The following is a 12631-nucleotide window of genomic DNA, read 5'->3' as shown; positions in this document are numbered from 1 at the left end:
GGTGTGTCCATCACCGAGCTGGCGCAGATCGTTCATCTCTCGCCGCGCCAGCTGCACCGTAAGTTTGTGGAAACCTTTGGCGCGAGCCCACAGGCCTTCATCATGAAGCTGCGCATCCAGGCCGCCTGCGAAGCCCTGCAGCGCGAGGGGGCCAATATCTCCGATGTGGCCCGCGACCTGGGCTTCTGCGATCAAAGCGCCCTCACTCACCATTTCCACCGGCACATGGGCATGACCCCGCTCAAATACCTGCAGCAGTTCAGGCTGCGGCGGGTGTAGGAGGGGGGGACCGGTTTGAAGGTGTGCGCCTTTGCGAAAGCCTGGAGGGACCAAGATGATCCCTCTCCTGACCTTCACTTTCCAGTTGCTCCAATGCCGAAGCCCGCTTAAAGACTGCGCCCCACGATTTTCGCGCGATTAGCTCAGTGGTAGAGCATTGCCTTCACACGGCAAGGGTCGCAGGTTCGAACCCTGCATCGCGCACCATTCGTTTCCTAGTTGCTCCACACCACCGCCTATGAGCGAAGAGCACTGCGACTCGGCAAAAGCCTCACCTGACGGCTCATACTAAACCTGCGGGATCAACTCGCTTTCGCGCACCACCTTGGCGCGTTGCAGCAGAAGCTGGCCCTGCTTGATGGTGAAGAATTCGAAATGAGGATCGACAGCGTCGTCGTCGATTTCGCAGCGCAGTTCGCCTTCAGCCTCGCCGAGTGTCCTGGCGACTGCCATGAACAGCTTCAAGATCGCATGATCACGCTCCCGGCCCATCCATGAAAACTCCAGGGATTGCAGGGCCAAGTCCACTTCGATGCCTGCCTCGGCGAACAGTTCATCCAGCTGGTCTGCGGACTCGCGGGAGAGGATCTTGAAGGTGAAGTAGCCGTCGTAGGTTCTGATTTCGTTCATGCACCGGATGCTTGGCAGATTTTGTTCAGGAAAACAGCCCATACCTTGCATTCGCTTCAAAATTTTCTGAAGCCGGTCGTTACACCACAGGCAAAGGCATTTGATAAGTTCAGTTAAAGCTTATACTTCGCTGCATTGTGGCGCTATGCGCCACATGCATCCTGTGGGGCACTCAGATTTTGAACTTGGTTGATTCTTGGGGTATCCAACAGGCCCCCCCCGCTTTTCGAATTCCGAAAGGCATCCCCAAAAAAAGACCCATGAGTGCTTCGCTACTCAAAAGGCCGCTTCGTCGCCGTGCCTTTTGCTCCATCCTCCATGCCTTGTTACTATTGCCAGTGTTACTGGTGACCCGCGCCAGCGTGGCCGCAGATGCCAGCTGGACTGGCGGCACCGGAACGCAGCTGTGGTCCACCAGCACCAATTGGAGCCCGAACTCGGCGCCGGGAGCCACCTCGGGCACCACGAATGCGGACACTGCCACATTCAATACCGCAGCGGGTGCGACCACGATCACGATAGATACCGGACGCAACCTGCTCAATCTCCTCTTCACCAACACTGCGGGCGGCAGCTTTACGATTGGCAGCGCGGGTGCGAATGCAGGCGAAGCCCTGCTGCTGAGCAGCGGCGGCTCTGTGACGATGAACCTTGGCAACACCTCCACCGTCACGCTGAATGCGCCGATGGTGATCGAGCCGGTCAGCAGCACTGGCAATGGCTCCTACACCTTCGCCAACAACTCCACCATCACGGCCGGCACGGACACGAACCCGTACCCGATGACCATCAACGGCAGCATCAGCGGGGGAGTGACCACCGGCACCATCACGCTGAATTTCGCCGCCACCACAGGCAACCGCAGCAACGACGCCACCGCCAACCTCATGAACGGCCTCATCTCAGACGGGGCATCCGGCGGCGTCAGCGTCAATGTCACCGGCAGCGGCGGCCAGCTGGGCGTGTGGCGCTTCAACAACAATAACAACAGCTACACCGGCAGCACGACCGTCAACAACGGCACGCTCATCTTCACCAGCATCGCCAATGCCGGGGTGAACAGCGCCATCGGTGCGGGCAGCATCCTGAACCTGGGCAGCAACACGCACGTGAAGTACGTAGGCGGCGCTGCCTCCACCGACCGCGCCATCACCGGGACCGGCTCCTTTTACAACAACGGCACGGGCGCGCTGACCCTGAATGGCACCCTGGCGGCCGGGCTCACCTTTCGCGGATCGCAGAACTTCATCATCAATGGCCTGATTTCCGGAGCCTCCGGGCTCTCACGCACCGATGGCGGCACGGTGTTTCTGAACAACAACAGCAATTCCTTCAGCGGCAACATCTCCATCTCTGACGGTGCTTTTCAAGCCCTCACGATCTTCAACGCCGGTGTCAATTCTTCCGCCGGCAAGGGCAGCACCATTTCTCTCGGCCAAGCCAGCACCACGATCGGTCGCTTCGAGTACGCAGGAAATACCACCTCCACAGACCGCCTCATTGTCATGAACAACAGCGCCACCGGCAACACCGGGCGTGGCGTCATCAGTGCCATGACGGCCGGTCAGACGATCACCTTCACCAACGGCGTCCGTGTGGCCACAGGCAACACCGTCAGTTCCAACGCCAACTATTCCGACCTCACACTGACAGGCAATGGCAATGGGGAGATCCAAGGGCAGATCGGTGGCACCACCGGCAACGCCGCCACTGCGGTGAACATGCAGATCATCAAAACCGGCACCGGCACCTGGACGCTTTCCGGGGCAAATACGCACTTGCTCCAGACCACGATCAGCGTGGGCATTTTGAACATCCGCAACAGCAGCGCCCTCGGTGCGGTGGTGACCAATGAAACCACGCCCTCCGCCGCCAACGCGGGCACCGTGGTCGCCAGTGGTGCCACGCTCCAGATTCAGAACAACATCAGCGTGGGGGCCGAGGCTCTCACCCTCAGTGGCACCGGTGCCTCCGGGCAGAATGGCGCACTCGTCAATGTCAGCGGCACCAACAGCTACGGCGGCGCACTGACCTTCGGTACTGCGAATGTCGCCATCTCCTCAGACAGTGGCAGCCTAGCCCTTACCAGCACCACCGCCATCGTCGGCGGCACCCGCAGCCTGACCCTCACGGGCGCGGGCAGTGGCAGCCTGGCAGCCGCCATGAATACCACCGTCTCCGGCCTGACCAAGAGCGGCACCGGCATGTGGACGCTCTCCGGAGCCAGTACGTACACCGGTGCCACAGCGGTGAATGCAGGCACGCTCAATGTCACAGGCTCCCTCGGCAACACCGCCGTCACCGTCGCAGGGGGGGGCACACTTGCTGCTGCAAACACCCTCGGAGGCAGCCTCACCGTGGCGAATCTCGGCACCCTCAGCATTGGCAATATTCTCACCGCCGGCAGCACCGCCACCCTCACCGTGGGCGGCAATCTCGTCCTCAATGACAGCAGCGTGCTCCTTTTTGATCTCGGCACCAGCAGCGATCTCATTCAGGCCAATGGCACCCTCATCACCCTCGATGGCGTCGTCCGCGTCACCACCGGTGCGGGCTTCACCGCAGGCACCTACAAACTCATCGGCTACACCGGCACCTTGACCGACAACGGCCTCGTGGCCCAGATGCTCGCGGGATACAGCACGAGCATCGTCGTCGACACCGTAAATAAAGCCGTCAACCTCGTCGCCACCGCCATCAGCGCGCAGTATTGGGACGGCACCGACACCGTGGCAGACAACCTCGTGGACGGCGGCAACGGCACCTGGACGAATGCCGACACCAACTGGACGCTGGCCGACGGCAGCAACAATACAAGCTGGTCCGCATCCGTGGAAAAGATCGCCATCTTTGGCGGGGCGACCGGCGGCACTGTGCAGGTGCAGGATGCGGTGGCGGTCAACGGGCTGCAGTTTGCCCGGAACTACACGCTGGCCAGCTCGGGGGGCCAGATTCAAATCACCAATGCAGCGACTGAATTCCGTGTGGACACGTCTGTCACCGCGACCGTGGCGGCACCCGTCACTGGTGCAGGTGGCCTCAATAAAACCGGTGACGGCACTCTCGTTTTCACCGCTGCCGCAGGTGTCAACACCTATGCTGGCAGCACCCTCATAACTTCCGGCACGCTGAGAATCGGTGCCACCGATACCCTTCCCACAGGCACCGCCGTCACTGTCGGCTCAGGTGTCTTCACGGCCACCTTGGATCTCAGCAGCGCCAGCCAGCGCATTGGTAGCCTGCAGATCGCATCAAACAACGCCAATCTTAGCAGCACCGTCACCATTGGCGCCGGGCAGACACTTCAGGTCAATGGCAGCTTCAGCACCGGCGTTGCCAACAATGTCAAAACCGTGACGCGTGCCATCATCACCGGACCAGGGTCGCTGGTAATCAGCAACACGAATGCATTCTTTGATGCCGGGCTGCAGACCGTCACTTCACAGGCCGCCGCCGATCTGCTTCCCAATGCCACCTTCCCATTCGACAGTGGTACCAATGCAAACAATGTGACGTCTGACTTCACAGGTCTGGGCTCCTTGATCGTGAACGTGAAGGAGTTTCGCGTGGGATTCGGAGTCAACGTCAACAGCACCCTCCTGCTCTCAGATACGAGCAACAGCATCACCGCAAACGTAGTGCAGCTTGCCAACAGCAATGGACTGAACTCCGGCACCAGCACCGCGATTCTCGGTGCCGGGACCAACACCTTTGTGACGGATGCCATCAACATCGGTGTGTCCAAAGGCGTGGCCACCTTGAAGTTCGCCTCCCAAACGGCCGGCAGCGCGGGCACCGTGGTCATCGGGGGAAAAACCGGGGCAACAACCGACATCACCGTGGGCAGCACTTTGGGCACGGCCACGGGAGCCCAGCCCACCGGCACACTCGATCTGCGCGGGCATACCGCCACCATCACAGCGGGCACGCTCATCATTGGGAAGCGCAACAGCGGCGGCGGAGGCGGAGCGGCCGGAACCGTGTACTTTGATGGTGGCACTTTCACCGTCAACAGCGTTGAGATGGGCACCATGAGCGGCAACTCAGGCACCAGTTCTCCCGGACCATCGGGCAGCGGCACGCTCATCATCAGTGGCGGCACCTTCACCGTGAACAGCGGCGGCAGTTTCGTCATGGCCACTTATGCCAACACCAACACCTTCGGCAATGCCAAGGCCACGCTCACCATCAGCGGTGGTTCGCTAATCTCGAACGTCAACATCGTCGAAGGCGGCGGCGCGGGTGCCACCACGGCCAATACGACCAGCACCATCCAGCTCACAGGCGGCACGCTGGACATGACCGGGCACAGCATTGGCAACGCCACCAACACCATCGACATTCTCACGCTCGAATCCGGCACTCTCAAAGACGTGCAGGAAATCAACGGGGGTGGGGCTGTCACGAAAAGCAACACGGGCACCCTCACGCTTCTCGGCACCAACACCTACACTGGAGCCACCACCATCAGCGCTGGCACGCTGCAGGTGGGGAATGGCGGCACCTCTGGAACACTGGGTTCCGGGAACGTTATCAACAACGCTACGATGGCCTTCAACCGCAGTGATCTCCTCACCGTGGCCAACAACGTCAGCGGCACCGGCGTGGTGAATCAAACCGGCAGCGGCACCACCGTCGTTAGCGGTGTGAACACCTACACCGGACAGACCACGGTCAGCGCCGGCAGCCTGCTGGTGAACAATGCGTATGCGGGCACAGATTCCGCCACCGGCACCAACACGGTGCAGGTGAATGCAAACGCAACACTCGGAGGCACGGGAAAAATCGCCGGCTCCGTCAACCTCGCTGCGAACGCGACGCTGGCCCCCGGTGGCAATGCCGCCACCATCGCTGCGGGCACCACCGGGCTGAGCACGGAGATCGGCACCGTTTTGATCGGCGGGAATCTCACCGTCGGTGCCTCCGCCACGCTGGCTCTGCAATTGAAGAACAGCGACTCCGGTCTCAACGCGACCTTTGATGCCATCACCAACCGCCTGACCAGCGTGAGCGGCACCGCGACGGATGGCGGCAACGACCGCATCATCGTGAATGGCACGCTGTCGCTCGATGCGGCCTCATCCATCAATGTCACCTTGGGGACAGGTTTCACGCCCACCTACCAGGCGGTTTTCGATCTGGTGGACTGGACCGGTTCCAACATTGCGCTGGGCTACTATGACTCTGGCTCCGGCGTGCGCGTGGGAGGCAGCGCTGACAATGCGGGCTTTGCGCTCGATCTTCCTGATCTCACGATTTACAACAGCAGCTGGTACTGGGATATGAGCCAGTTTGGCAGCACGGGAGTCATCGCCATCGTGCCGGAGCCTGGGCGTGCATTGTTGCTGATGTGTGGCCTGGTGGGACTGGGGCTGCGGAGAAGACGGCTGCTCTGAATCACTTTGGGCTGCGGGTCAGACGCTTGGGCTTGAACCGCAGCACGGCTGCCTTGAATTGATCCAGCACCTCATGCGAGGACCCGTAGCGGCCGGATACATACATGGCGACCAAGGGATCAAACTGAGGAGAGAGATCGGGGCGTGCTTCGGCGACGCGCCGGGCAAAGGTCAGCGGACCTTCATTCGGCATCCAGGTCGCCACACCGGCTTTGCCCACGCGGCTGCAGGCGCGCTGCCACAGCCGCATCCATGGGTCGGCATGACGCGCGGGACGCCGCAGCCACAGGGCGATGAGCAAGCCCCCCACCACCACGAAGGCGGCACTGGGGATGAGCAGCACCAGCTTGCTCTGGCGCAGGCCGACACTTTCCAGCAGGCCGCGCTGGGATTCCTGGTTGTAGTCGATGACCTGGTTCTGCCAGTCGTAGTTGACGCTGTCCCACCAAAGCCGCAGGCGCTGCAAAGAACGGCCCCAGAGGGTACGGCGCTGGCGTTCCGCCTCCTCGGCCCCACCGGCCAGGAAGGCCTGCAGGTCAATGTTCACCCGGTCGGGCGCGAGTGCGCCGGTGGGATCGACGCGAAACCAGCCGTATTTTTCCAGCCACACCTCGGTCCATGCATGCACGTCACTTTGTTTCACGATGAGATAGCCACCATTGTGGTCGGAGTATTCGCCACCGAGGTAGCCAACGACGATGCGCGACGGCACTCCAGCCATGCGCATGAGCGTGGCAAAGCTGGCGCTGAAGTGCTCGCAGAAACCGATGCGACGGTTCAGAAAAAAGTCTTCCAGAGCCTGCGGCCCCTTGTACTCTCCGGGCTCCAGCGTGTAACTGAAACCCATTGTTCTGATGTAGTTAAGCGCGATCTGCACAATCTGCTCGTCCGTTTGCGTCACCGACTCCCAGTAGTCGGTGAGCTGCTTGAGCTTGGGCGAAATGTTTGCCGGCAGTTGCAGCGCGGCTTCCCGGTGATCCTCCGGCAGTTCACGAAATGGCGGCAGCTCGAAGCGCGAGACAACCTCGAAACGCTCTGAATTCTGCACCATGAAAGGAGAGCTGAGCGATTGATCGAATTCGGGAGACAGCCGCTCACCGCGCAGTTTGGCGATGATCGGCAGATCCAGCGCGGGCAGCCAGCGTTTGCCATGCGCCTCCAGATCGATGATCTGACGGAGATCCGCGCCGTTTTTCGGACGTGGCAGCTGGGGTGCAAAGCTGAGACGATCACCACGCGTCCAGCGCATGCCTTCACAGTCCCAAAGCGTGATACAGCGCCAGTAGCGCGTCTCGTTTGAAGGCAGTGTCCCATCAGGAAAGCGCACACGGAAGGCCACATCCGAACTCCGCGCCACCTGCGCGATGTGGCCGGGATCGAGAACATTATCGAGGCCCGTTTCACCAAAACGGCTGCGCCCGAGCGCGGACCCCAGATCCAGCAGCCCGCGCGGAAACACAAAGAACAGCAGCAAGACCAATGGCAGGGCCTGGGCAAACAGCATGCCGGTCACGCGCAGCGGTTCACGCGCCCCCGGAATGCTGCGCCGAAAGCGCACCATGCACGCGGTGATGAACAGAACGACCAGCACCGTCCACACAGACCGCGCGAGGTGGTTTTCCAGCAGGACTGCGCAGAAGGCGAGAAACCACCCGATGAGCGCCAGCACCTGAAATTCACGAGGAGTGCGGCTTTCCAGCATCTTGGCCCCGGCGAGCACCAGCAGCAGCGCGATGCCGGGCTCCATGCCGCCCAGCTCACCATAACTAAAATACACAGCCGTGGCACCTGCGATGATGACGCCAATGCGTACGAGCAGATGCGGCACGGCCATGCGCAGCACCCCGCGCCAGATGAGGCACAAGGCACACACCACCAAGCCTGGCATGGCGATGTATCCGCGCAGCGGCAGGATGGCGAGAAGCAACGCGAGACTGAGAAACAGCAGCGGTCGTTTGGGCAGAAAGGTGGACTGCTCCAAACTTAGAACGTTGTCCACTTTGCCTGCCTGAAGTTCATCCGAGAGGGCAGATCCGGCATCTGTGCCTGACTGCATCGAAAGTGCATCAAGGCAGCGCCTCAAATGGGCGGGACCATGGCCAGCACGAATGGTGAGCCCGGGCATGTGGAGTTCGTACGGCTTTCCTTCGTCCTCACACATTTCCATCCAGCGGGCGATTTGTGCCGCACGGGCAGGTGCATCGAGCTGCAGTGAGTTCCAGTCGAGCACCACGACCCCTTGAACGCCGCTGCTCCATGATTTGACCATCAGCGGGCCGCCGCGCGCCGCCGAACGCCAGTCAATGTGACGCGGTGAATCTCCCGCACGCCATTCACGCAGACCGGCAAAATCATCACCGGCGCCCGTATTTCCACGGGAGGAGGATACAGCGATGGCATCTCCCTGCCGTGTGGTGTCTGGCGCAGGCAGAGGCAGATCACCGGCAGGCTCGGGATGCACGCGGCGCACCCATTTTGTCTCCACCAGGCACTCCGCCGAAAAAAGGCCCAGCGGGTAAACACTGCGCACCACCAACTGCAATGCGCCGCTGGCGTGGTTTACGGGCGGAGGCAGATCGACAACCACCGCGCCACCTGCCGGAACACGCTCGACAAACACGGGCGTGGCGGCACCTACAACGTAGACTTCCAGTCCGCATGGGGATACCGCGCCCGTGGCACGCAGCTCCACCGGAATGCACTTTTCAGCATCCTGTGCCGCAGGCCTGGCACCGATCAACCGGACACTCAACCCACGCAGATTTGCCCGAGCATGCAGCCATGAGAGCAGCCCCATCGTGGCCGTGAGCAGCGCGATCAAATGTGCCGCCCCATTGGACTGGGCCTCCGCCGCATACCACATGCCCGCAACGATGGCGAGCAGCGCCAGCGTGTGTCGGTTCCAGCGCACGCGCACTTTCATGGCATCAAGGCACCGGGGTTTCAGCGATCAACTGCCGCGCGAGTTCCACGCCGGTCATGCCATCGGCGGCATGTTCGAGGCGATGTCCCATGACGACCACGGCGACGGCCTGAATGTCTTCCGGCAGCACCATCGCCCGTCCGCTGAGCAGGGCCCAGGCACGGGCTGCGGCCAGCACGGAGAGACCGGCACGCGGAGAGAGGCCGTGCCCCTGCACACGGCTGGCGGCCAGGAGGTCCTGCAGGTAATCGAGCAACGCAGGCGAAGCATAGACGGCACGCGTCCAGGTTTGCAGCTGCTGCAGTTCGAGGAAGGTCATCGCCGGCTGCATCGCGCGCAGCATCTCACGGCGCTCCTGGCCTTCCAGCAGCGCGCGTTCAGCGGTGCGGTCAGGGACTCCGAGCGCGAGACGCATGAGGAAGCGGTCCATCTGCGATTCCGGCAGCATGAAAGTACCGATTTGCGAAGAGGGATTCTGCGTGGCGATGACGAAGAACGGTTCCGGCAAAGGATGCGTGGAACCATCCGCCGTGATCTTGCCTTCCTCCATGGCTTCGAGCAGAGCTGACTGGGTCTTGGGCGTGGCGCGGTTGATCTCATCCGCCAGCAGCACCTGCGTGAAGACCGGGCCGCGGTGGAAATGGAAGGCCGCCGTGTCACGGTCATACACTGAAGCACCAAGAATGTCCGCAGGCAGGAGATCGCTGGTGAACTGCACGCGGCGGAAACCCAGACCCAGCGCCTGGGCGAGCGCCTGAGAAAGCATCGTTTTGCCGACGCCGGGCTGATCTTCAAACAGCAGGTGGCCACGTGCCAGCAGGCAGGTCACCGCAAGGCGCACGACATTCTCTTTGCCAAGAATGATCTGCGACACACTCGCGATGATGGTTTCGATTTGTTGGGACGCTTGCAGAGCAGTGGCGGCGGGCAGCATGGCGTCTGTGGGGGAATGGGATGCGCGTGAGGACACGAGTGAAGGGATTATGCCATCAAATGTCGCCGATATGCCTGCTCGAAAGCAAGCCTGCATTCGCCAGCACTGACAAATTGATGTTTAGATCTGCTGCAGCTTGTTCCGCTCGTTCGGAGTGTGGCAGACGGGGCAGATGGTGACGTCGATTTTGCGCTTGGCCTCGCAGGCATAGGCGGTGCCGCAAATGCGACACTGGATTGCGATGCGCCGCCGATAAACTTCGCGTTTTCGATCGCGCCAGAAGCTGTGAAACCACAGCACGCAGACCGTTGTGACCCCGACCGCCATGAACAGAATGATCAAACCACCGAGGGGAATGGGAATCATGGCGTGGCGGCCACCTCCCAGCGGAAGGAGATTTCGCCCCACTCGACCCGCTTCACCTCAGAAGGGGTGAACCGAAGCGTGCGAATGGCGGCATGCAACTGCTGCATGATTTCAGCATCTTCGACACTGCTCAGCGGCAGCGCAGTGACAATCTGCCCGGCACTGCCAATGGCGACACGGAACTGAACACGCGTGGGCTGGGTGAGCCTGATGCTGCTGAGCTCCACATTGGCCGGTCCGCGCTTGGCCAGAGAAGGACTCATGATGGCAAGCAACTTCGCGGCGGGTGGCACGGCCACAGATTTGACGTCACGACGTGGCACCGGCGGCAGCACATCCGCAGCAGCGGTGAACAGACGTGGCTGGTGGATGGCGGCAGTCGCAGGATCGAGTTCGCGCAGCTTGATCTCATGACCTGCAAAGGAGGGCTGAAAAGCCAGCAGCGGACTTTCGACCGGTGCCACGGAGTCGGAGTCGCTCAACAGGGCAAAGCTGCGGTCCTGCGCCCGGTGGATGAGGGCCAACTCGGCTGGATTGCTGGGGTCCAGCGAGATCACATGCTGCGGCGTGACCGGCAACCGCTGCGTCACAGGATGCACAATGCGGAAGATGAAGAAGAAACCGGCCATCGCGGCCATCAGCACCACCAGCGCCCCGACAAGACGCCACATCGAGTGATCGCGCACGCCCCAGGCGAAGATCAGCCCGGGTGTGGTTGAATGCGATTTCGTAGGCATCGTGATCAGCGGCGTTTCAGGCCTTGGGTGGCACGGTGGAATACGCGACTTCGTAACCGAGTTCGAGGGCGATGTTTCCGATCTCGATCACGCGGCCATGCTGCGCCTGTTTGGCGGCGTGGATGATGGCGCGGCGTTCGCCTTCGCGGTTCGCTTTGAGCTTTTCCCGCAACTCGCCTGTGGTGATGCGCACTCCGTCAAAATACAGCGCATTCTCCAGCCCGGCGGGAACGGTGATGATGTGGGCGCGATCAAAACCCGTCAGCCGCGAGTTCGACTGCGGCTGCTCCACCTTGATGCCGGACTGCACCACAAAGTTGCTGGTGAGAAGGAAATACACCAGCAGCAGCAGGATCGTGTTCAGCAACGGCACCGTATACAGCCAGGGGCTTTGCTTGGGCAGATGACTCTCGAGCTTCATGATTGATACGGCGGTAGGCACAGTATCGGAGGCGCGAAGTGGTTGGGCCAGCCGAAAATGCGCTGAGGGCGCTTATCCTTTCATCCCACGGCCACGCGATTTCGTCATCGGTGGCGCGGCTTCCGCCGGGCGGAATTCCACGATGTTGTCAGTGCTGTTGGCGTCTTCGATCAGATTCACGATTTCGATGCCGGCGCGCTCCAGATCATGCATCAGGGAGCGGGCGCGGGCGCTGAGAAAGGCAAAGGAGAGATAGGCGGGGATCGCCACGACCAGACCGAGCGCCGAGGTGATCAGGCTTTGATAAACGCCGCGAGCCACGTCCGCCTGAGTCGCCACCCCATTGGCGGAGGAGAGACTGGTGAAGCTGTCCAGCAGGCCGATCACGGTGCCCAGCAGGCCGATCAACGGTGCCGCGTGCGCGATGGCGTTCAGAATGCCAAGAAAGCGCTCCAGCCGTGGCACCTCAAGCTGACCTGCCTCCTGCACGATCTCTTTGAGCTGCTCGCGCGGCGCATGGTGGCGGAGCAGCGCCGCATGGATCACCCGGCCGGCCGGCACCCGTGTGGCCACGCATTCCTGCAGGGCTTCGGCGAAGTTTTTGCGGCGGATCAGGCTGGCCAGTCCGGCCAGGAACTCACCCACGTTCATGCTCGCCCGGTGAAAGTAGGCCAGACGCTCGATGAAAATAGCCCCGGCGAAGCACAGGCACCCTATGAGGAGCCATACGAGCGGTCCGCCTTTGGAGATAAGATCTATCATGAGCCGAAAATCAGAAAGAGTATGGGTTGAGACTGGCACCGCACGCCAGTTCGGGAGAGACGTGAAATACCTAGCATGTTTTATGCCGAGACTGATAGCTTGTAAACACTGGAAATAAACTGGATGGAGGGACGGAGGTCAAGCGGGGAAGATTCCAGGGTTTTTGCCCGCAGGGCAGGCACA

The 12631-nt window shown here is 61.4% G+C and carries 9 protein-coding genes and 1 tRNA gene; 3 read left to right on the top strand and 7 right to left on the bottom strand.

Going from position 1 to position 12631, the window contains the following annotated elements; all coding sequences use genetic code 11:
* Nucleotides 1–279: helix-turn-helix domain-containing protein (locus tag ACILSL_RS18735; RefSeq protein WP_395733581.1), on the top strand; the 279-nt coding region annotated here is incomplete at its 5' end.
* Between the two features lie 132 nt (nt 280–411).
* Nucleotides 412–486, top strand: a tRNA-Val gene (locus ACILSL_RS18730).
* Between the two features lie 81 nt (nt 487–567).
* On the opposite strand, the gene ACILSL_RS18725 is transcribed toward ACILSL_RS18730, so the two are convergent.
* Nucleotides 568–909 carry a hypothetical protein gene (locus ACILSL_RS18725; RefSeq protein ID WP_395733580.1) on the bottom strand — a complete coding sequence of 114 codons (342 nt, stop codon included), beginning with the start codon at nt 907–909 and terminating at the stop codon, nt 568–570.
* A 347-nt stretch (nt 910–1256) separates the two neighbouring features.
* On the opposite strand from ACILSL_RS18725, the gene ACILSL_RS18720 reads away from it, so the two are divergent.
* Nucleotides 1257–6305: a beta strand repeat-containing protein gene (locus ACILSL_RS18720; RefSeq protein WP_395733579.1), complete on the top strand. Its 5049-nt coding sequence runs from the start codon at nt 1257–1259 to the stop codon at nt 6303–6305.
* Between the two features lies 1 nt (nt 6306).
* Here the strand turns inward: ACILSL_RS18720 and ACILSL_RS18715 are convergent, their stop codons facing one another.
* The 6 genes from ACILSL_RS18715 to ACILSL_RS18690 form a co-directional block, all read right to left on the bottom strand.
* Complete coding sequence (locus ACILSL_RS18715) at nt 6307–9228, bottom strand: transglutaminaseTgpA domain-containing protein (protein WP_395733578.1); 2922 nt, start codon at nt 9226–9228, stop codon at nt 6307–6309.
* 4 nt (nt 9229–9232) lie between these two features.
* Nucleotides 9233–10162 carry an AAA family ATPase gene (locus ACILSL_RS18710; RefSeq protein ID WP_395733584.1) on the bottom strand — a complete coding sequence of 310 codons (930 nt, stop codon included), beginning with the start codon at nt 10160–10162 and terminating at the stop codon, nt 9233–9235.
* A 120-nt stretch (nt 10163–10282) separates the two neighbouring features.
* A complete protein-coding gene (locus tag ACILSL_RS18705; protein WP_294400134.1) occupies nt 10283–10528 on the bottom strand; it encodes a hypothetical protein in 246 nt (81 codons plus the stop codon).
* Nucleotides 10525–11265: a hypothetical protein gene (locus ACILSL_RS18700; RefSeq protein WP_395733577.1), complete on the bottom strand. Its 741-nt coding sequence runs from the start codon at nt 11263–11265 to the stop codon at nt 10525–10527. Before ACILSL_RS18700 ends, ACILSL_RS18705 begins: the two co-directional genes overlap by 4 nt.
* Before the next feature lie 16 nt (nt 11266–11281).
* Nucleotides 11282–11686: an ExbD/TolR family protein gene (locus tag ACILSL_RS18695; RefSeq protein WP_395733576.1), complete on the bottom strand. Its 405-nt coding sequence runs from the start codon at nt 11684–11686 to the stop codon at nt 11282–11284.
* A 72-nt stretch (nt 11687–11758) separates the two neighbouring features.
* Nucleotides 11759–12448: a MotA/TolQ/ExbB proton channel family protein gene (locus ACILSL_RS18690; RefSeq protein WP_294400131.1), complete on the bottom strand. Its 690-nt coding sequence runs from the start codon at nt 12446–12448 to the stop codon at nt 11759–11761.
* Nucleotides 12449–12631: the final 183 nt, after the last annotated feature.

Source organism: Prosthecobacter sp. (assembly GCF_044222345.1).
In the GTDB taxonomy this organism is placed as follows: Bacteria; Verrucomicrobiota; Verrucomicrobiia; order Verrucomicrobiales; family Verrucomicrobiaceae; genus Prosthecobacter.
This window is presented reverse-complemented; position numbering and strand designations above follow the sequence as displayed.